The following is a 22,224-nucleotide window of genomic DNA, read 5'->3' on the forward strand; positions in this document are numbered from 1 at the left end:
TATATAACATATCGACAAATGCATAAGAAAAATTAACATTTAAGACAAAATATGATATTATGGGATATAGTGTTAAAAAAGCTGGGATATATAATTATAATACTGTTGAAATTACATATGTTCTAAAGTAAAAGAATTTGTGGCTGTTGAAGTTGGTATTATATAGTTTTGATCGACGGATTAATTATGAGAAAATACATAGAAATGGAGAAATACAATGAATATTCTATCAGTTGATAATATAAAAAAGACATTTGCAGATACACCGTTACTTGATGGAGTATCATTTTATCTGCAGGAGAATGAGAAAGTCGGAGTAATAGGAATAAACGGAACAGGAAAGTCTACATTACTTAAGATTATTGCAGGATATGAAGAAGCAGATGAGGGAAGCATTACTAAGGCTAATAATATTGTGATAAGATACCTGCCACAGAACCCTGAATTTAAAGAAAATGAGACGATAATGGAGAGTATATTAAGACAGAATATATCTAAAGTCGAGTCAGAATGGGATATAGAGAGTAATGCTAAGACAATGCTTATGAAACTTGGAGTAAATGATTTTAATGCGGTTACATCGACTTTATCAGGAGGTCAGAGAAAGAAAGTTGCTTTGGTATCTACATTGTTATCAAAAGCAGATATTCTTATTTTAGACGAGCCTACTAACCATTTAGATAATGAAATGTCAGGCTGGTTAGAGGATTATCTCAAGGCTTATCGAGGTGCGATTATTATGGTTACGCATGACAGATATTTTCTTGATAGTGTAACGAACAGGATTGTTGAAATCGATAAAGGTAAAATCTACAGTTATCAGGCTAACTATTCAGGTTTCCTTAAGTTAAAATCTGAAAGGGAAGATATGCTTCTTGCAAGTGACAGGAAGAGAAAATCTATCCTTAGAAATGAATTAGAGTGGATTATGAGAGGCGCAAGGGCGCGTTCTACGAAGCAGAAAGCCAGAATAGAAAGATATGAAGAATTAAAAAATATGAAGTCGCCGACTGAGGTGGAGAATGTTGAGATGAGCTCCGTATCATCAAGATTAGGAAGAACCACAGTAGAACTTCATAATATTTCTAAGGCCTATGGTGATAAAGTCCTATTTAAAGATTTTAGTTACATTTTCCTTAAGAATGACAGAATTGGCTTCATAGGAGATAATGGTTGTGGCAAGACAACATTAATGAAGATAATTGCTAGAAGAATTGAGCCGGATAGCGGAGAATTAGTTGTCGGACAGACAGTTAAGATAGGATATTATTCACAGGAGATAGAAAATGATGAGTCGGCAGGAATTGCCTATATGAATCCTGCGATAAGAGTAATAGACTACATTAAAGAAACTGCTGAATATGTCAAAACTGTTGACGGAACAGTAACAGCATCGCAGATGTTAGAGAAATTCTTATTTACTCCTGAGAAGCAATATAGTCTTATCGGAAAGTTATCAGGTGGTGAGAAACGAAGACTTAATCTCTTAAGAGTTCTTATGGAAGCACCAAATGTTCTTATATTAGATGAGCCTACTAATGATTTGGACATTACGACACTTACAATATTAGAAGATTATTTAGATAAATTTAATGGAATTGTAATAGAGGTATCACATGACAGATACTTCTTAGACAGAACAGTTAAGAGAATATTTGCATTTGAGGGTAACGGAGTTATTAACCAGTACGAGGGTGGTTATAGTGATTATGTATTAAGAAAAGAAATGCATGAGGTTGAAGTGGGGGAAAATGCTTTAACAGGAATAAAAAGCAGTGGAAAGAATAAGAATGTTGTTTCACTAAAAGGTAATGAAAAGTCAAAAGTTACAAAAGGTGGCGAAGATAGCACTAAGAATGGTTCTGCTTCGTCTGACAGAAATACTAATCGTAAGCCAAGGTTCTCATATAAGGAACAACGTGAATATGATACGATAGAAAGTGAAGTAAGTGAGTTAGAGGATAAAATCAGTAACTTAGAAAAGGAAATTGAAAGTAATGCAACTGATTTCGTGAAATTAGGTGAATTAACAAAAGAAAAAGAGCAGGCAGAAGCTCTGCTAGAAGAGAAAATGGACAGATGGGTTTATTTAGAAGAGTTAGCAGAAAAAATTGCCGCAGCTAAAAATTAGAATAGCCTTGCAAATAATCGGTAAAATGTTATAATATCAAGGTGTTTAAAAAATATCAGGCAGAAGGGAAGAATTATGAATAGATTGTTGTTATTAGGCAATGAGAAGTTTGGTATTGACTTGTTTAAGACATTAACTTATTCAGAAAATATTAAGACTTATGTAGTATCTGAACGTGAAGTGCAGTTTAGACGTGATGATGATTTTGTTAAGATCGAAGCGGTCAATAATATTGTCAATGAATATGATGAAGAAGAGAGAAGCATGATACCTTATGATAATCCGAAGATAGTAATGATAACATTTTCGGATATTGAGTTTGCTAAGGAGATACTTAGTGATGACAGATTACCGAAAGGATTATATATGGATGATTTCAAACACATAAGACCGTTTGAAGAAGTAATAGAAAAATTGTAATTATATAAAATGTCTGTGCAGTAATGTTCAGGCATTTTTTACAGAAAGGATAGGTTTAATGCAGGGAACATTTTGGGCATTGCTGCCACCGGTTATTGCCATCATATTGGCATTATGGACGAAGGAGGTCTATATATCATTAATGCTTGGTATTATTACCGGAGCATTATTTTATACAGATTTCAATGTCATAAAGGGTGTAGAGATAACATTTGATATTATGGACGAAAAAATCGGAGCAAATGTGGATATACTTATCTTCCTCGTGTTGATTGGTATAATCGTTGCGCTAATTACAAGCTCAGGGGCATCTAAAGCCTATGGAAACTGGGCAACTAAGACTATTAAAAGTAAACGTGGAGCATTGCTTGCAACAAGCTGTCTGGGTGCACTTATATTTGTAGATGATTATTTTAACTGTCTTACAGTTGGAACTGTAATGAGACCTGTTACTGACAGATATAAAGTTACGAGAGCAAAGCTGGCATATATAATTGATGCGACAGCAGCACCTATATGTATAATCGCACCAATATCAAGCTGGGCGGCGGCAGTTGGTTCATCATTACCTAATGATAGTAAGATAGATGGTTTTTCATTATTTTTAAGGACAATTCCTTACAATATGTATGCAATATTTACCGTTATATTTGTGTTGTTCATTATAATTACAGGAATAGATTTCGCTAAAATGAAGAAGTACGAGGAAGTGGACAAAGAAGAGAAAAATGGTAGTTCAGAAGAGATAGAAGTTGTCGGAAATGGTAAGGTTAAAGATTTAGTTCTTCCAATTGTATTTCTTATAGTTTCGTGTATTGTAGCTATGTTATATACAGGTGGTTTATTTAAGGGCGAAAGTGTTGTAGATGCATTTGCTAATTGCAGTTCATCAAGAGCACTTGTGCTTGGTTCGTTCTTTACGATTATCTTCACATTTTTACTCTATGTGCCACGTAAAGTAATAAGCTTTAGTGATTTTTGCAGCAGTTTTACGAATGGTTTTAAAGCAATGACACCGGCAATATTAATTCTGTGTATGGCGTGGACATTATCAGGAGTATGTAGTGATGACTACCTTAATATCGGTGGTTTTGTAAGCAGCGTGGTAAATACGGAATCAGCAGTAGGTGGATTGTTACCTATGTTATTCTACTTGATTTCTGTAGGACTTGCTTTTGCAACAGGAACATCATGGGGTACATTTGGTATACTCATTCCAATTGCCATAGCAGTATTTGGAAATGGCAATATGCTTGTAATATGTGTGGCATCGATTCTGTCAGGAGCAGTATGTGGTGACCATATATCACCTATTTCAGATACGACGATACTTTCATCAGCAGGTGCTGACTGTAAGCATATAGACCATGTTTCAACGCAGATGCCATATGCATTACTTGTAGCTGCATGCAGTTTCGTGGGATTTTTAGTATCAGGCTTATTTAAGAACGGTATCATCGGATTAGTGGCAGGCTTAATATGTATGGTTGCAATGATGAGTTATATATATGTTAAATATGGTAAAAAATCAGAGCGAAAAGAAAAATAAAAGCATTGCAGTAAATAAAGAATTAGAATAGCAGATAAAATAAAGTATCAGAATAGCAGATAAAATAAAGTATCAGAATAGTCGGTAAAAATTAACTCAATAAATAAACATAAAAGTTGAGAAATAAACTTAAAGACTGCAAATTTTACACAGATTTTACATTAGCTGAATATAGAATTAAAATATATAGTTTATAATCAGATAAAAAATAGGCAATTGCCTGAATGTACAAAGAAAGGAAATGGTGAAATGGCATTAATATATATTGTTGAAGACGATAAAAATATTAGTGAAATAGAAGCATTTGCATTGAAAAACAGCGGACATACGGTTATGGAATTCGATTGTGCAAAATCATTCTATAAGAAACTAGCAGAGAAAAATCCTGATTTAATTCTGTTAGATATAATGTTGCCTGATGAGGATGGTCTAGAAATCCTAAAGAAGGTAAGAAGTGTTCCGGAGACTAAGAAGATACCTGTGATTATGGTTACAGCTAAGACTACTGAGATTGATAAAGTTAAAGGGCTTGATATGGGAGCTGATGATTACCTTACTAAGCCATTTGGTGTAATGGAGCTTATTTCAAGAGTAAAAGCAATATTAAGACGTAGTAAGGGAATGGAAGATGATAAGTTCCTGTCGGTCGGAGATATATTTGTGGACGGTGAAAAACATATGGTGTATGTAGGTGATGAGCCATGTGAACTGACTTACAAAGAATACGAGCTTTTGAAATTATTAATCCAGAATCAGGGAATCGTGTTAAAGAGAGATATTATTATGGACAGAATATGGAGCCTTGATTATGAAGGTGAATCAAGAACTTTAGATGTTCATATCAAGACACTCAGACAGAAATTAAAAGATTCAGGAAGCAGAATCAAGACCATTAGAAATGTAGGTTATATGTTAGAATGAAAAAGAAGATTAATATACAGTTTTTGTTGATTGCAATTCTTGCGATAGGTTTTACGGTTGCCACTACTTCAATGGTATTCTACGAGTTATTCAAGAAAGAAGTAATGGATAGTTTAAAGACATATGCACACGTTATAATTGATTCTGCTTCATATAAGAATATGGAAAATGATAAGGAGTTAACATTAAGAGATGAGCTTAGAATAACACTCATAAGATCTGATGGAACAGTCGAATTCGACACGAATGCTGACATCGGAGGAATGGATAATCATAGCACAAGGCCTGAGGTTGAACAGGCATTTAAGAAAGGTGAAGGAAAGGCTGTAAGAGAGTCTAAGACGATGGATAAAAGCACCTTTTATTATGCTGTGCAAATAGATAATGGTTCGGTTTTAAGAGTTGCTAAAGAGGCAAGCAGCATTTACAATATATACAGGTCATCATTTCCGATAATTGCGGTTATAGCAGCAGTTCTATTAGTATTCTGCATTATTTTATCACATTTTCTGACAAAGAGTTTAATGCGGCCTATAGAGATGATGGCAGATAATATGGACAGATGTTCAGATATTTCGACTTATAAGGAATTAAAACCATTTCTTAACACAATCCAGAAGCAGCATGAGGACATTGTTAAGAATGCACATATGAGACAGGACTTTACTGCAAATGTATCACATGAATTGAAGACACCACTGACATCAATTTCAGGATATTCCGAATTAATTGAAAATGGAATGGCTGACAGTGATGATGTCGTAAGATTCGCAGGGGAGATTCATAAAAGTTCTAACAGACTGTTATCACTTATTAATGACATAATAAGATTATCAGAGTTAGATACGTCAGACAGAGATGTCCAGTATGAAAATATGAATTTAAGAATAACGGCACAGGATTGCGTAGAGATGCTTAAACTCAATGCACAGAAGAGAAAGGTAAGCATAAAATGGGAGGGCGAAGATGCACTCGTATGTGCTAACAAGCAGATGATGGAAGAATTAATCTATAACCTGTGTGATAATGCGATAAGATATAATAATGAAAATGGTACAGTTACAGTTTCAACATATATGGATGATAACAAGTCAGTTGTATCTGTTAAAGATACGGGAATTGGAATACCTAAAGAATATCAGGAGAGAATATTTGAAAGATTCTATCGTGTAGACAAGAGCCGTTCGAAATCAACAGGCGGTACAGGACTTGGACTGGCCATTGTTAAACATATAGTTGCACAACATAAAGGTGCTAAGATATATGTAGAGAGTGAAGCAGGAATTGGTACAGAGATTAAAGTGGTATTCGATAGAAAACAGATGTAAAGGTTTGTATTATGAAGAGGGAAAATGTATACACAATTTTGAAAATTGTATAAATAACAAAAACTGTCTGACAATTTATCTTAAAATTCTTATTTACAAATGAAAAACATTGTAGTATAGTAGCAAACATAAATTAACATCTAGAGTCACTCATCTAGGAATAAAAACTGAATAAGGAAGGAATTGCACATGAATCAAAATGAATTATTCAAGAGTGCAGAAGACAATGGATTATACAATCCACAGTTTGAGCACGATAATTGCGGTATTGGTGCAGTGGTCAACATTAAAGGTAAGAAGACACATGCAACAGTTGAGAACGCATTAAAGATAGTTGAAAATTTAGAACATAGAGCAGGCAAAGATGCCGAGGGAAAAACCGGAGACGGTGTAGGAATCTTATTACAGATTTCACACAAGTTCTTTAGCAAAGCGGTTAAGTCCCTCGGTATTTTTTTAGGCTCAGAACGAGAATATGGCATTGGTATGTTCTTCTTCCCACAGGACGAACTTAAGAGAAATCAGGCTAAGAAGATGTTTGAAATTATCGTGGAAAAAGAGGGACTTGAGTTCTTAGGCTGGAGAGAAGTTCCTACAAAGCCGGATGTACTAGGTACAAAAGCAATAGAATGTATGCCATACATTATGCAGGGCTTTGTAAAGAAACCTGAGGATGTTAGAAAAGGACTTGATTTCGATAGAAAGTTATACGTTGCAAGACGTGTATTTGAACAGAGTAATGATAATACTTATGTAGTTTCATTATCAAGCAGAACTATTGTATATAAAGGTATGTTCTTAGTAGGCCAGTTAAGATTATTCTTTGAAGACTTACAGGATAAAGATTATGAATCAGCAATTGCAATGGTACATTCAAGATTTAGTACGAATACAAACCCAAGCTGGCAGAGAGCACATCCCAACAGATTAATGGTTCATAACGGTGAGATTAATACAATTCGTGGAAATGCTGATAATATGTTGGCACGTGAAGAAACAATGAATTCTGAATATCTTAAAGGCGAGATGCACAAGGTTATCCCTGTTGTTAATCCGGAGGGTTCAGATTCAGCACAGCTTGATAATACACTTGAATTCTTAGTGATGAGTGGTATGGAGCTTCCCCTTGCAGTAATGATTACCATTCCTGAACCTTGGGATAATAACCATACATTAAGTCAGGCAAGAAGAGATTTCTATCAGTATTATGCAACTATGATGGAACCATGGGATGGACCGGCATCAATACTTTTCTCTGACGGTGATATTATGGGAGCTGTACTTGACAGAAACGGTCTCAGACCATCACGTTATTACATCACAGATGATGATACATTAGTGCTTTCATCAGAAGTCGGCGTATTAGATGTAGACCCAACTACGATTATAGCTAAGGAACGTTTACATCCAGGTAAAATGCTTCTCGTAGATACGGTTAAGGGAAGAATTATAGATGATGATGAAATCAAAGAAAAATATGCATCAAGGCAGCCATATGGTGAATGGCTTGATAATAACCTTATCAAACTTAAAGATTTAAAGATACCTAATAAGAAAGTAGAAGAGTATTCTACAGATGAAAGAAAGAGATTACAGAAAGCTTTCGGTTACACATATGAAGAGCTTATGACATCAATTCTCCCAATGGCAAAGACTGGTTCAGAGCCAATTTCAGCAATGGGTTGTGATAAACCACTTGCAGTATTATCTGACAGGGTACAGCCATTATTTAACTATTTTAAACAGCTATTCGCACAGGTAACCAATCCACCAATAGATGCGATTCGTGAAGAGGTAGTTACATCAACTACAGTATATATCGGTGAGCATGGTAATATCCTTGAAGAGCAGCCTGAGAACTGTCAGGTACTTAAAGTTAAGAATCCAATTCTTACAAGTACAGACTTATTAAAGATTAAGAATATGAATGTGTCAGGCTTCAAAGTAGAAGTAATTCCAATCATTTACTATAAGAATACTTCACTTGAAAAAGCAATCGACCATTTATTCGTAGAAGCAGACAGAGCGCATAAAGACGGAGCTAATATCCTCATTCTTTCAGACAGAGGAGTTGATGAGAACCATGTTGCAATACCTTCATTGCTTGCAGTATCAGCACTTCATCAGCATCTTGTCGTAACTAAGAAGAGAACAAGCCTTGCAATTATATTAGAGAGTGGTGAACCAAGAGAAGTACATCATTTTGCTACATTATTAGGTTATGGTGCTTCAGCAATTAACCCATATTTAGCACAGGATTCAATAAAATATCTTATTGATAATGATATGCTTGATAAAGATTACTATGCCGCAGTAAATGATTACAATTCAGCAGTTCTCCATGGTATCGTTAAGATTGCTTCTAAAATGGGTATATCTACAATTCAGTCATATCAGGGTTCACAGATATTCGAGGTAGTAGGTATAAGCGAAGATGTGATTAATAAATACTTCACTAACACAGTAAGCCGTATAGGCGGTATAACACTTAAAGATATAGAAGAACAGGTAGACAGCCGTCATTCTAAAGCATTTGATCCATTAGGACTTGCTAATGACCTTACATTAGAGAGCAGCGGAAGTCATAAGTTCAGAAGTAATAAAGAGGAGCATTTATATAATCCTCAGACAATTCATCTGTTACAGCAGTCCACATGGACAGGCAATTATGATTTGTTTAAACAGTACACACATATGATAGATGAAGAACTTAATCCTGTTCACATAAGAGGACTTATCGATTTCAATTATCCTGAAAAAGGTATTCCGATTGACGAGGTCGAAAGTGTAGACAGCATTGTGAAGAGATTTAAGACAGGTGCCATGTCTTATGGTTCTATATCAGAAGAAGCACATGAGACAATGGCAATTGCGATGAATATGATTCATGGTAAATCTAACAGTGGTGAAGGCGGAGAAAGTCTTGAGAGACTTGATACGGTAAATGATAAGATAAATAAATGTTCAGCAATTAAGCAGGTTGCATCAGGAAGATTTGGTGTTACATCTAAATATCTTGTAAGTGCTAAAGAGATTCAGATTAAGATGGCACAGGGAGCTAAGCCAGGCGAAGGTGGACATTTACCAGGTAAGAAAGTATATCCTTGGATTGCCAAAACCAGACATTCAACACCAGGTGTGAGCCTTATTTCACCACCACCTCATCACGACATTTATTCAATCGAAGATTTGGCACAGCTTATCTACGATTGCAAAAATGCTAATAAAGATGCGAGAATTTCCGTAAAACTTGTATCAGAAGCAGGTGTTGGTACTGTAGCAGCAGGTGTTGCAAAAGCAGGCGCACAGGTAATACTTATCTCAGGTTATGACGGAGGTACAGGTGCAGCACCACGTAACTCAATCTATAATGCAGGGCTTCCTTGGGAACTTGGACTTGCAGAAGCGCACCAGACATTAATTGCAAACGGACTTCGTAATAAAGTTATAGTTGAAACGGATGGTAAACTTATGAGTGGCCGTGATGTAGCTATAGCTGCAATGCTTGGCGCAGAAGAATTCGGATTTGCAACAGCACCTCTTGTAACAATGGGCTGTGTAATGATGAGGGTCTGTAACTTAGATACATGTCCTGTAGGTGTGGCTACACAGAATCCTGAACTTAGAAAACGTTTCAAAGGTAAACCTGAATATGTAGTTAACTTTATGAAATTCATTGCTCAGGAATTAAGAGAATATATGGCTAAACTCGGTGTCAGAACAGTTGACGAGTTAGTTGGACGTTCAGATTTATTAAAAGCTAAAACTGAAGCCAAATCAATTAATGCAGGCAAAGTTGATTTAACAAGAATACTTGCTAATGAATTTACGCATGAACCTGTTAAATATAATGAAAAAAATGTATTTAATTTCGAGCTTGAAAAGACACTTGATGAGAAAGTCTTATGTAAGAAATTATTACCTGCTCTTGATAAGAAACAGAAACGCAGCATAGAGGTAGATGTTACTAATACAGACCGTTCATTTGGTACAATCTTTGGTTCTGAGATAACTAAGAAATATGGTGACAATGTATTAGATGATGATACATTTATCGTAAAATGTAAGGGTGCAGGCGGCCAGAGCTTTGGTGCATTTATTCCGAAGGGACTTACACTTGAACTTACAGGCGACAGTAATGACTATTTTGGTAAAGGATTATCAGGTGGTAAACTTATCGTATATCCACCAAAGGGAATTAAGTACAAACAGGATGAAAATATCATAATTGGTAACGTTGCATTATATGGTGCTACAAGTGGTAAAGCATATATAAATGGTGTAGCAGGCGAAAGATTCTGTGTTCGTAACTCTGGTGCAATAGCAGTTGTAGAGGGAGTCGGAGAACATGGTTGTGAATATATGACAGGTGGCAGAGTTGTTATCCTTGGCAAAACAGGTAAAAACTTTGCAGCAGGTATGAGTGGCGGTATCGCATATGTTCTTGATGAGGACAGAGATCTTTATACAAAACTTAATAAAGAATTAGTATCAGCAAGCGAAGTAACATCTAAATATGATGTTATGGACTTAAAGCAAATGATTTCCGACCATGTTAAATATACTAATTCAGAAAAAGGTAAGATGATTCTTGATAACTTTGGAGAATATTTACCTAAGTTTAAGAAGATAATTCCTCATGATTACAATAAGATGCTTATGGCTATTGTCCAGATGGAAGAAAAAGGTCTTAGCAGCGAGCAGGCACAGATTGAAGCATTTTATGCTATGACAAAGAACTAGAAAGGAGTCACGACATGGGAAAACCAACAGGATTTATGGATTATGAACGTGAAGACAGTGTAGCTGTCTCACCAAAAGAAAGAATAAAGAACTTTAACGAATTTCATACACCACTTTCTAAGGAAAAACAGAGATTACAGGGTGCAAGATGTATGGACTGTGGCGTGCCTTTCTGTCAGGCAGGAATGATGATTGGAGGTATGGCATCAGGCTGTCCTCTTAATAATTTAGTACCTGAATGGAATGATTTGTTATTCAACGGTAATTGGAAACAGGCATATCACAGACTTCATAAGACTAATAATTTTCCAGAGTTTACAGGACGTGTATGTCCTGCACTCTGTGAGAAAGCCTGCACCTGTAACTTAGGTGGCGAACCGGTATGTACAAGACAGAATGAACTTGCAATAATAGAAAATGCATACGAAGAAGGCTTTGCTAAAGCTAATGTTCCTAAAGTAAGAACAGGCAAGAAAGTTGCAATTATCGGTTCAGGACCATCAGGACTTGCAGCAGCAGACCAGCTTAACCAGAGAGGTCATAGCGTAACAGTATATGAACGTTCAGACAGACCGGGCGGACTTTTAATGTATGGTATTCCTAACATGAAATTAGAGAAGAAATACATTGAGCGTAAGATAAATATTATGAAAGAAGAAGGAGTAGAATTTATCACAGGAGTAAATGTCGGTAAAGATATCAAAGCTGATAAATTACTCAAAGAATACGACAGAGTAATTCTTGCTTGTGGTGCCTCTAATCCAAGAGATATTAAAGCACCGGGACGTGAAGCTAATGGAATATATTTTGCAGTTGATTTCCTTAAAGCTACAACAAAGAGTCTGCTTGACAGTGAATTCAAGGATAATGCATTTATTTCCACAAAGGGTAAAAATGTAATGGTTATAGGTGGTGGTGATACAGGTAATGACTGTGTCGGAACATCAATAAGGTTAGGTGCAAAAAGTGTATTACAGTTAGAAATGATGCCAAAAGCACCTGATGAAAGAGCAGCTAATAATCCATGGCCTGAATGGCCAAGAGTCTGCAAGACAGATTATGGTCAGGAAGAAGCAATCGCAGTATTTGGTCACGATCCAAGAGTATATTGCACAACTGTTAAGGAATTTATCGCAGATAAGAAAGGTAATCTGTGTAAGGCCAAACTTGTGAAATTAGAGAGCAAGAAAGATGCTAAGACAGGAAGATTCCAGATGATGGAAATACCTGGAAGTGAATACGAAGTCGATGTGGATATCGTTCTTATTGCAGCAGGATTCTTAGGAAGTGAAAGCTACGTTACAAAAGCATTTGGTGTTGACGTTAATGAAAGAACTAATGTTAAGACAGGTAATCCTGATTCATATGCTACTTCAGTTAAGAATGTATTTACAGCAGGTGATATGCATAGAGGCCAGTCATTAGTCGTATGGGCAATTCACGAGGGACGTGAAGCAGCTAAGGCAGTCGACTATAGTCTGATGGGTTACACTAATCTGTAGGGCAGGTTTGATACTTAGAATTTAACAAAGTAGTATAGAATAATATATCGAAGAAAAATAAAAGTGAGGCTTTTAGGAAAGGTCTCACTTTTGTTATGAGGTTATACTACAAGAAAAATGTGACATTATCTACAAAATAAATGCTTGCAGACATTAACATCATATTCTATAATATAAAGATAGCAGTCAGGTAACTGTTTAATATAACTAAGATAAAGAAATGGAGATTAAGATATGAATATTGTATGTTTAGATTTAGAGGGCGTATTAGTACCTGAGATATGGATTGCATTCAGTGAGGCAACAGGAATACCAGAATTAAAGAGAACTACAAGAGATGAGCCTGATTATGATAAATTAATGAATTTCAGACTTGATATTTTAAGACAGCATGGCTTAGGCTTAAAAGAGATTCAGGAGACAATTGAGAAAATTGATCCAATTCCTGGAGCAAAAGAATTCTTAGATGAATTAAGAAGCTTAACACAGGTAATAATTATTAGTGATACATTTTCACAGTTTGCAGGACCATTAATGAAGAAACTCGGTTATCCTACAATCTTCTGTAACGAATTAGTAGTTGCAGATAACGGAGAAATCACAGGCTTTAAGATGCGTTGTGAACAGTCTAAACTTACAACAGTTAAGGCACTGCAGTCTATCGGATATGATACTATAGCAAGTGGTGACAGTCATAATGACTTAGGTATGATTTTAGCAAGTAAGGCTGGTTTCTTATTCAAGAGTACAGATGCAATTAAGGCTGAATATCCACAGTTACCTGCATATGAGACATATGATGAACTTATGGCCGCAATTAAGAAGGCATTATAAGAATAAAATGCTGACAACGATGGTTATGTTGATAGCTGCGAGGTGAGACTTAGTGACTTACGACCATAATGATGATATTGAGATAATCTATTGGGGCGATGATGAGACAGATGATATTGTTAATTCGAACAGGTTTAACGATAAGAAACGTAAGAAGCCTGAGAAGATAGATGTTAAAAAAGAAATTTTCAGTTTCATAAGACTTGTGTTGTTAGCGGTTGTCATAGCATTAGTAATTAATAATTTTATTATAATTAATGCAACCGTACCTACAGGTTCTATGGAACAGACTATTCATAAGAAGAGCAGAATGATAGGGTTCAGATTGGCATATGTATTCTCAGAGCCAAAACGTGGAGATATTATAATATTCAAATATCCAGAAAATGAAAAAGAGAATTATGTTAAAAGAGTAATCGGACTTCCAGGAGAATATGTTGAGGTGAGAGATGGAATTGTCTACATCAATGATGAGCCTATAGAAGAGAACTATGTTTATTTCGAAGGTGGAAGTGCAGATTCATCAGGTGATTTTGCAAAAACTCTTGTGCCGGAGGGCAGTTATTTTGTAATGGGAGACAACAGGAATAATTCTAAGGACTCACGTTTCTGGCATACAACAAATTTTGTTAAGGAAGATAAGATACTTGGCAAAGCAGTATTTAGCTATTATCCATCGGTATATATGTTGAATTAATATTGGATTTGATTAATAAATCATACAAGATAAGAAGTTGATTACTATAGACTATAGTAATCAACTTCTTCCTCAATTATAAAGCCACAGCCTTTATATAAGCTGCAGGCTTTTTTGTTTGCATTTGAAACGTGGAGTGAGACAACGTTATAATTATCTTTGGCAAGATAATTAAGAATTAATTTTAAACCATATTTACCATAACCATTACCACGTTTTGAGGATTCTATTTCATAATCAAATATACACAATGACTTATCGTTATATTTATAAATCATACAGCCACCGATATAATCATCGCTAATCCAGAAAGTAAATTCCGAGGTATGTTCATCATAATCTCTGGTAAGTAACTCAAGTGGACAATCAGACAGATTATTAAAGGCATTAGAATTGTTATTACTCTCAGAATTAGACGAATTAAAATAATAACACATTTTATATTCAATATGTGCTATTGAATAATTACGTTTAGCAAGATAATGTATGGCAGCATCTGATGGAGAATTTGACATACTATCTGGCATAGTATCAGAAGTAATATTAGTCAAAGTATCTGATAAATTGATAAATTTATTGATTGGAAAATATATGCACTCAGGGTTAATACCTGCATTTTTAATATCATTAGTTACTTCGTTTAAGATAGATGAGAATATCCCTTGATTTCGGTAGTCTGGCAGAACACAGGCATAGAGATTAATGTCATTCTCGGATGAAAAGAACACTGTCAGGTATCCTGCGAAATGATTGTCACAAGAACATAAATAAGCAGGTGGAAGCTTAGAAACAGAAGTAACTGAATCATCTCCTAAATATACATCATAAGTCGTATTATCGGATATTTCAGCTATATGTTTAATGTTGTTAATAATATCAATATCTTCAGGTGATAAAAAATCAGATTTAATAACTTTATATTTTTTCATACTATCCTCGATTCCAGTATAATTGTGAAAATAAGAGAAGAGAAATTCGCATAAGTAATTTCTCTTCTGATAAATATCTATCCGTATTTAATATGCTTTATAAGAAACATCTAAATCAACATTGCCTGAAATACCAGGAACGGAACCAGTTTCAGAATATTGCCATATTTTTACCATGCTTGCTGGAAATTTAATTTTACTACCATTGCCGGGATGTTCAAATCCTTCATCAAAATTGCTATATCTGGCAAACCATAGCTCTACGCCAGCTTTATTTAAACGATTATAATCAAGATAATTTTCCATCCAATCCTTATTAGCATATAATAAAAAGTCATATCCGTTAGCTTCTATAATTCTCTTGAATGCAAGAACCATGTTAGTACGTTCTGTTGTAGAAAGATTTTTTTGGCACTCGTCTTCAATATCGTATACTACTGGATAAGAGATATTCATGCCTCTTAGCTTAGAAATTATGCTTTTTGCCTCTTTTTCAGCTTCTTTTACATTTGTAGCAAGTGAATAGCTGTAAGCACCTATTTTAAGTCCTGCCAGATTAGCTTTTTCAATGTTTGTACTGAAATGCCTATCAGCCGATGTTCCATTTTGTACACGAATCATTGCAAAATAATAACCGGCAGCAGCTACTTGCTTCCAATCAATAGAGTTACCCTGATGATGAGAAACATCAATACCTTTATATGTAGCCGTAACATATGGTTTTCTTGTAGAACCTGGTGCAGGATCACCTTTAGCAACAATCATAACCTGGATGGCTTCAACACGATATTTTAATCCGGTAGTACCGGCTATGCTACCATTGCTTGCCCAGCCTAGCCAACCTAGTGTCTGCGAATGTACACGATAATATATATCGTATTTAGATGCTTCGCTGCCTGTTAATTTGATTTTGATGGCTTCAATACGTTTAGCCTGACCGGTAGTGCCGGCATATTTACCATTCGATTTCCAACCCTGCCATCCTATGCTTTGTACATGAGTACTGTATCTTATTCCGAGTTTTGAAGTTGGCACACCGGATATAGACATCTGGAGAGCTTCAACACGTTTAGCCTGACCGGTAGTACCTGAAATAACACCATTAGATACAGCATTCTGCCAGCCATAAGTCTGAATATGAGTACTATAATTAAGAATTATTGGATCAAGAGATGGAACCGGTGTATAAGATGCAGGAGCAGCTGCTCCCTTTTTGATAATAATTACCTGATATGCTTCAAGCATATAGCATTCTTTATCACTTCCTGATATGGCACCATCACATACCCATGGTCCCCAGCCGCCAGAAGCGTTATAAGTTCTGTAATATACGCTATAATTAGCTGACTGATAACCGGTCAGCCTTATCCGTAATCCAAAAGTTTTACGCGCTTTTCCGGTAGTACCTGCGATTGCATCGTCTGATACATAATCCTGCCAGCCTTCTTTTTCAACATGAAGAGAATATTGAATACCAAATGATTTGGTAGATAATTTCATTCTGGCAGCTTCTAGTTTTAGATTCTTTGATGTAGTACCTGAGACACCTTCATCATATGCATAGTCCTGCCAGCCTATATCAGATACATGAGCACTATAGTATACAGTTGGAGCCTGCGCTACAGTTGAGGGTAAATTAGACGGTGCGGGACTTCCTTTTGGAACGAGCATAATCTGTATTGCTTCAATCTTATTATTGATACAGCTTGTACCTGCTTCATTACCGGCAGGAACCCAGCCCATCCATCCGACATTTGATTTATGTATCTGATAATATAAGTCATACTTTTCGTTTACTTCCCCTTTTAGAGAAATCTGTATGGCCATAATACGCTTATGTTTTCCGGTTGTACCAGTAGTTGCACCGTTAGAAACATATGATTGCCAGCCTGAACCATCAACATAACTTCTGTACTGGATATCACCGGAAATACCTTGCAGGCTAATATTAAGAGCCTCTAATTGCAGGTTTTTACCTGTTGTTCCTGCAAGTGTTCCGTCAGAGACTGAATCCTGCCATCCGATATTCTGGCTATGTGCCTGATACACAACGTGGACATTAGAATCTGTATCTCCATAAATTTTTTCGATTCTATAAGGATTAATTGAAAAAAGCGAAAAGACCAATGTTAGGATAAGAAAAACGGAAAAATGCTTTTCTTTAAATGAATTTTTCATACTAAACTCCATTCTACAATAATTGTATTAATATTACGCTATATATAATACTATAAAATAATATAAAATTAAACATTTTATATGTAAAAAAAATGCAAAACTACATTGTAAAATATTGGTAAATCTAATATTATTATATATAGAGATTGAAAAATTAAATGAACAAACGTTTTAGATATAATTTGGATATAATATTGATATAAATATGAATATAAATATATCAATATTATAAAAATATGAAATAAATTTTGGAAACGGAGAAGAAAATGGATAATAAAGTGATGAAAAGAGAAGAAATCAGTAATGAGTTTAAATGGAGAATGGAAGATGTATATAGTGACGAAAACTTATGGAGAGAGGACATAGAAAAGGTAGAAAAGTTATTACCGGGGCTTACTAAGATGCAGGGGAAAATTTGTGAGAATAAGGATAATTTCAAGCATACAATTGAGTTAATAAATGAGATAGAATTTTTAGTGGAAAAGATATATTTCTATGCTAACCAGAAATATCATGAGAATCTTGGTAATGGCAGATATCAATCATTTTCGGATGAATCGGTTGCTTTGCTGACTAAATTCTATGCAGCATCATCATTTGTAGAACCTGAGTTATTAGCACAGTCAGAGGATTTGATAAATGCATATCTGACAGAGAATAAAATGGATAGTTATAAACACTATTTTGATGATTTATTCAGACAGAAAAGTCATATTTTAAGTAGAGATGCAGAAGAAATATTAGCACTGACTCAGAGCTTTTCGTCAGGAGCAAATGACATATTCAGCGTATTTAATAATGTAGATATCAAATTTCCAGTTATCAAGGATGAAAATGGCACAGATGTACAATTAACTCACGCCAAACTTAATCTTTTTATGGAGAGCAGTGACAGAAATGTAAGAGAAGCAGCATTTAAGGGTTTATATAAATCTTATGATGATTACAGAAATACCCTTGCAGCAATCTATATAAACAGTCTTAAGAAGGATAAATTCTATGCAACAGTAAGAAAATATCCATCAAGCAGGGCAATGTTTCTTGGAGATGGCAATATTCCGGAAAGCGTTTATGATAATCTGGTAGAAACAGTTAGTGATAATCTTGGACTTCTTCACAGATATATAAGTCTTAGAAAGAAGATTATGAATGTAGATGAATTGCATTTATATGATGTATATACGCCGCTTGTTGATGCATATAATAAAAATATTTCCTATCAGAATGCAAAAGAAATGGTATTAGAAGGACTTAAGCCTATGGGAGAGGAATATATTAGTCTGCTTAAAGAAGGTTTTAATAATGGCTGGATTGATGTATATGAAAATGAGGGCAAGAGAAGTGGAGCATATTCATGGAGCGTCTATGGAACTCACCCATATGTACTTCTCAATTTTCAGCCGAATTTAAACAATGTATTTACAATAGCACATGAGATGGGGCATGCATTGCATTCATATTATTCAAATACTAACCAGAGCTATTCAAATGCGGCTTACAAAATATTTGTAGCAGAAGTGGCATCTACATGTAACGAATCACTACTTATTAACCACTTAATTAATAAGGCGGAAGATAAGAAAGAGAAAGCCTATCTGATTAATCATTTCTTAGAGCAGTTTAGAACTACATTGTTCAGACAGACTATGTTTGCTGAATTTGAAAATATTGTCCATGGAATGGTCGACAGAGGTGAAGCTATTAATTGTGATATAATGTGTGAAAAATATTATGAACTTAATAAAAAGTACTTTGGAGATGATATAATATTAGACAAGGAGATAGAAATGGAATGGGCAAGAATACCGCATTTCTATTCATCATTTTATGTATATCAGTATGCCACAGGTTTTTCGGCAGCAGTTGCCTTATCTAAGAAGATATTAGATGAGGGTGAGAAAGCGGTCGAGGATTATAAGAAATTTTTAAAAGCAGGTTGTAGTGACTATCCTATAGAAGTTCTTAAATATTCAGGAATTGATATGAGTAAGAAGGAGCCTGTTGTGTTAGCAATGAAGATGTTTGAACAGCTATTAGATGAATTTGAAAAGTTGATGAAATAGAAGTGACCAGCGGTAATGGTTATCGGGAGGTACTGATTTGAAAATTATTGATGCACTATACAGAAGAAAATCTGTCAGAAATTTTATGGATAAAGAGATTGAGAAGGATTTATTAGAAAGAATAGAAGGCAGATTAAGAGATACGGAATTATTCGATAAAAATGAGAAAATAAGTTTCGTAATTTCTGATTATTGTAAGAAATCATTCTATGCACCATATTATATCGGAGTTTATGCATCAGATACAAAGCAGGGAATGATTAATGCCGGCTTTGTATTACAGCAACTATCGGTATATTTAAGTGCGATAGGAATAGCGAGTTGTTATCAGGCAAAATCTGTATTTTTTAAACCTGTTAATTCAGAAGGGAAAGTTTTAGTAATTTCATTAGCAATGGGATATCCAAATACTTCTATGTATCGTGAGGTTGAAGAAATCAACAGATTTAAGCTGGATAAAATCTGTATAAAAAAAGAAGAGCCTAATGATGAAGTAAAAAGATTAATAGAAATTGCTAGGATTGCTCCATCAAGTTATAATGCGCAGCCATGGAGGTTTGTTGTATACAATAATCGCATTCATATTTTTGTTAAGAAACATATGATTGGAAATATTGAGAGATACAAGTATATAAATATAGGAATAATGCTTGGAAATATCGTTCTGGGTTCGGAAGAACTGTGGATAGATATAAAATTTAAGGAGTTAAATGAATTAAACAGACGTGAATATGGGAATAATGAATATATAATTTCACTAATTAATAAGAATACAGATGGGCGAATTGTATAGAGAAAATATATCTTTAATAAAGTGAAAATATACTTTTCACTTTATTAATTGTATTTACATTTTATTATAGATAATTTCATGAAAAATTATAGAAAAATAAAAAAAATGTTGACAAATATATTTAGGTATAGTAAAATACCAAATGTGCTTAACAGCACATACACATTGCGCGAGTGGCTCAGTTGGTGGAGCACGACCTTGCCAAGGTCGGGGTCGCGGGTTCGAGTCCCGTCTCGCGCTTATTTTTTTGCAAAAAGATAGACAGAATAATCTGCCTGTCTTTTTTGCTTACCAGGAAATTTCGTTGATTCGTTGAAATTGTTCTGGTAAGCAAAAAACGCTCCGCGAGGATCGCACTGCGGCGGAGCAGAAAATGTTGCTATAGCAACCCGCCGCAGGCGAAGAATGTCGCAATCGACATTCTTTATTCTTTACCAGGAAATTTCGTTGAAATTGTCCTGGTAAGCAAAAAACGCTCCGCCGCAGGCGGATAATGTCTCAATCGATATTCTGTATTCTTTTATTTTATAGGAATCTTTTGGCTATTATTAAGAAATTCAATCTTAATAATACTGTACAAATAATAAGTTATTTGGTAATATATAATCATAGTAAAGTAATAGGAAATAAATTGCTGATATCATTATATAAAAATAAATACATAAGTATCTGCGGAATGGAGGATAGTGTGAAAAATAATGCTGATGCGATTATTTTTCACATAGCTATTTGTTTCGGAGCGAAAGCAAATAGCCATTATGGCAGAAGAGAAATCGCCTGTGCGAATTTCTCTTCGCCTCTTCGCGATAAATCGCTCAGAAATGAGGATAATATGGCAGAAAGAAACCTTAATTTTGATAGAATAATTAATAGAAAGAATACAAGATGTTTAAAATATGATTTTGCAAAAAGACGAGGTATGCCTGAAGATGTATTGCCGCTTTGGGTTGCGGATATGGATTTTGAGACATCTTCATATATAGAAGATGCGTTAGTGGAACGTGCTAAAGAGGGAATCTTTGGATATAGTGAGGTTCAGATACCATATTTTGAAATAGTTAAGGATTGGCAGGTAAGACATCATAAATGGAATATAGAAGAGAAATGGTTGATTAAGACACCGGGTGTTGTATTTGCGTTAGCTATGGCTGTCAAGGCATTTACTGATCCGGGAGATAATGTTCTGATTCAGCAGCCTGTATACTATCCTTTTTCAGAGGTAATTTCTGATAATGGAAGAAATATTGTAAGCAACACATTATATCTTGGAGAAGACAACAGATATCATATTGATTTTGAAGATTTTGAAAATAAAATTGTAAATGAAAATATTAAGCTATTCCTGCTTTGCAATCCACATAATCCTGTTGGACGTGTCTGGAGCGAGAAAGAATTAACAAGATTAGGTGATATATGTGTAAAACATAATGTAATCGTGGTAAGTGACGAGATACATAATGATTTTATCTTAAAAGGAGAACATACAGTATTTGCAAATATCAAAAAAGAATTTGAAGATATAAGTATTATCTGTACATCACCTAGTAAGACATTTAATTTAGCAAGTATGATGATATCTAATATATTTATTCCAAATAGTACACTAAGAAGCAGATATAGAAAAGAGTTAGATGCAGCAGGAATTAGTCAGCTTGGAGTAATGGGACTTGTAGCCTGTGAGGCAGCATATAAGGATGGCGAAGAATGGTATCAGGCAATGCTTAAATATATCAAGGAAAATGTAGAATTTACAAGAAGATTCGTAGAAGAGAAAATGCATGGTGTAAAAATGATTGATATAGAGGGAACTTACCTTGTATGGCTTGATTTCAGAGGAACAGGCATAGATGCAGATGAATTAGACAATATAATAATTAATAAAGCTAAATTATGGTTAGACAGCGGTAAGATATTTGGTGATTGTGGAAGAGGCTTCCAGAGGATAAATGTAGCCTGCCCACGAAGTGTATTAAATGAGGCATTGGTAAGAATAGAAAATGCTATAGCAAAATAGTGGATAAACTAATTGATATATTGTTTTTACAAAGATATTGAAGGTCAAATGAAAAACTAAATTCCAGTTCAAGTTGATTTGGCCTCGTATTTTCGATTTTGAGCAACTTTTTTGAAGATACC

At 34.8% G+C, this 22,224-nt stretch carries 14 protein-coding genes and 1 tRNA gene; 13 read left to right on the plus strand and 2 right to left on the minus strand.

The features are described 5' to 3' along the window. Positions 1 to 217 precede the first annotated feature (217 nt). The 9 genes from OCV48_RS01740 to lepB all read left to right on the plus strand — a co-directional run bounded on the left by OCV48_RS01740 (position 218) and on the right by lepB (position 14,125). On the plus strand, positions 218 to 2,131 hold the full coding sequence (locus tag OCV48_RS01740; protein ID WP_147590976.1) for an ABC-F family ATP-binding cassette domain-containing protein: 1,914 nt from the start codon (positions 218 to 220) through the stop codon (positions 2,129 to 2,131). A gap of 75 nt (positions 2,132 to 2,206) precedes the next feature. Then, positions 2,207 to 2,551 (plus strand): hypothetical protein, encoded by a 345-nt coding sequence (locus OCV48_RS01745; protein WP_021982648.1) that lies wholly within the window; start codon positions 2,207 to 2,209, stop codon positions 2,549 to 2,551. A gap of 58 nt (positions 2,552 to 2,609) precedes the next feature. Next, entirely contained in the window at positions 2,610 to 4,100 is a 1,491-nt protein-coding gene (locus OCV48_RS01750; protein WP_147590977.1) for a Na+/H+ antiporter NhaC family protein, read from the plus strand. A 249-nt stretch (positions 4,101 to 4,349) separates the two neighbouring features. Beyond that, positions 4,350 to 5,021 (plus strand): response regulator transcription factor, encoded by a 672-nt coding sequence (locus OCV48_RS01755; RefSeq protein WP_147590978.1) that lies wholly within the window; start codon positions 4,350 to 4,352, stop codon positions 5,019 to 5,021. Then, the gene (locus OCV48_RS01760) at positions 5,018 to 6,349 is read left to right on the plus strand and encodes a sensor histidine kinase (protein WP_147590979.1); all 1,332 of its coding nucleotides are present in this window, start codon (positions 5,018 to 5,020) and stop codon (positions 6,347 to 6,349) included. Before OCV48_RS01755 ends, OCV48_RS01760 begins: the two co-directional genes overlap by 4 nt. 189 nt (positions 6,350 to 6,538) lie before the next feature. Further along, positions 6,539 to 11,092 carry a glutamate synthase large subunit gene (gene gltB / locus OCV48_RS01765; RefSeq protein WP_147590980.1) on the plus strand — a complete coding sequence of 1,518 codons (4,554 nt, stop codon included), beginning with the start codon at positions 6,539 to 6,541 and terminating at the stop codon, positions 11,090 to 11,092. 14 nt (positions 11,093 to 11,106) lie between these two features. Further along, positions 11,107 to 12,594 (plus strand): glutamate synthase subunit beta, encoded by a 1,488-nt coding sequence (locus OCV48_RS01770; RefSeq protein WP_021982643.1) that lies wholly within the window; start codon positions 11,107 to 11,109, stop codon positions 12,592 to 12,594. Between the two features lie 234 nt (positions 12,595 to 12,828). Next, the gene (gene thrH / locus OCV48_RS01775) at positions 12,829 to 13,428 is read left to right on the plus strand and encodes a bifunctional phosphoserine phosphatase/homoserine phosphotransferase ThrH (RefSeq protein WP_021982642.1); all 600 of its coding nucleotides are present in this window, start codon (positions 12,829 to 12,831) and stop codon (positions 13,426 to 13,428) included. Positions 13,429 to 13,480: 52 nt separating this feature from the next. After that, entirely contained in the window at positions 13,481 to 14,125 is a 645-nt protein-coding gene (gene lepB, locus OCV48_RS01780; RefSeq protein ID WP_021982641.1) for a signal peptidase I, read from the plus strand. 44 nt (positions 14,126 to 14,169) lie between these two features. Here lepB and OCV48_RS01785 read toward each other — a convergent pair whose 3' ends face one another. Both OCV48_RS01785 and OCV48_RS01790 read right to left on the minus strand, forming a co-directional pair. Then, positions 14,170 to 15,054 (minus strand): GNAT family N-acetyltransferase, encoded by an 885-nt coding sequence (locus OCV48_RS01785; protein WP_147590981.1) that lies wholly within the window; start codon positions 15,052 to 15,054, stop codon positions 14,170 to 14,172. A gap of 87 nt (positions 15,055 to 15,141) precedes the next feature. Next, complete coding sequence (locus OCV48_RS01790) at positions 15,142 to 17,232, minus strand: GH25 family lysozyme (protein ID WP_262558610.1); 2,091 nt, start codon at positions 17,230 to 17,232, stop codon at positions 15,142 to 15,144. Positions 17,233 to 17,498: 266 nt separating this feature from the next. Here OCV48_RS01790 and pepF point away from each other — a divergent pair, with 266 nt between their 5' ends. The 4 genes from pepF to OCV48_RS01810 all read left to right on the plus strand — a co-directional run bounded on the left by pepF (position 17,499) and on the right by OCV48_RS01810 (position 22,102). Further along, on the plus strand, positions 17,499 to 19,295 hold the full coding sequence (pepF, locus tag OCV48_RS01795) for an oligoendopeptidase F (protein WP_147590983.1): 1,797 nt from the start codon (positions 17,499 to 17,501) through the stop codon (positions 19,293 to 19,295). Positions 19,296 to 19,332: 37 nt separating this feature from the next. Then, complete coding sequence (locus tag OCV48_RS01800; RefSeq protein WP_021982637.1) at positions 19,333 to 20,088, plus strand: nitroreductase family protein; 756 nt, start codon at positions 19,333 to 19,335, stop codon at positions 20,086 to 20,088. A gap of 167 nt (positions 20,089 to 20,255) precedes the next feature. After that, a tRNA-Gly gene (locus tag OCV48_RS01805) sits at positions 20,256 to 20,328 on the plus strand. Between the two features lie 592 nt (positions 20,329 to 20,920). Beyond that, complete coding sequence (locus tag OCV48_RS01810) at positions 20,921 to 22,102, plus strand: MalY/PatB family protein (protein WP_147591001.1); 1,182 nt, start codon at positions 20,921 to 20,923, stop codon at positions 22,100 to 22,102. The last annotated feature ends 122 nt before the right edge of the window (positions 22,103 to 22,224 follow it).

Origin of the sequence: Bovifimicola ammoniilytica (assembly GCF_025567085.1) — a bacterium.
In the GTDB taxonomy this organism is placed as follows: Bacteria; Bacillota; Clostridia; order Lachnospirales; family Lachnospiraceae; genus Bovifimicola; species Bovifimicola ammoniilytica.

Coding starts and splice junctions, on each gene's coding strand:
- OCV48_RS01810 (WP_147591001.1), top strand. CDS start 20,921: ATGGCAGAAAGAAACCTTAATTTTGATAGAATAATTAATAGAAAGAAT.
- OCV48_RS01755 (WP_147590978.1), top strand. CDS start 4,350: ATGGCATTAATATATATTGTTGAAGACGATAAAAATATTAGTGAAATA.
- OCV48_RS01760 (WP_147590979.1), top strand. CDS start 5,018: ATGAAAAAGAAGATTAATATACAGTTTTTGTTGATTGCAATTCTTGCG.
- OCV48_RS01790 (WP_262558610.1), bottom strand. CDS start 17,232: ATGAAAAATTCATTTAAAGAAAAGCATTTTTCCGTTTTTCTTATCCTA.
- OCV48_RS01745 (WP_021982648.1), top strand. CDS start 2,207: ATGAATAGATTGTTGTTATTAGGCAATGAGAAGTTTGGTATTGACTTG.
- OCV48_RS01740 (WP_147590976.1), top strand. CDS start 218: ATGAATATTCTATCAGTTGATAATATAAAAAAGACATTTGCAGATACA.
- thrH (WP_021982642.1), top strand. CDS start 12,829: ATGAATATTGTATGTTTAGATTTAGAGGGCGTATTAGTACCTGAGATA.
- OCV48_RS01770 (WP_021982643.1), top strand. CDS start 11,107: ATGGGAAAACCAACAGGATTTATGGATTATGAACGTGAAGACAGTGTA.
- gltB (WP_147590980.1), top strand. CDS start 6,539: ATGAATCAAAATGAATTATTCAAGAGTGCAGAAGACAATGGATTATAC.
- pepF (WP_147590983.1), top strand. CDS start 17,499: ATGGATAATAAAGTGATGAAAAGAGAAGAAATCAGTAATGAGTTTAAA.
- OCV48_RS01785 (WP_147590981.1), bottom strand. CDS start 15,054: ATGAAAAAATATAAAGTTATTAAATCTGATTTTTTATCACCTGAAGAT.
- OCV48_RS01750 (WP_147590977.1), top strand. CDS start 2,610: ATGCAGGGAACATTTTGGGCATTGCTGCCACCGGTTATTGCCATCATA.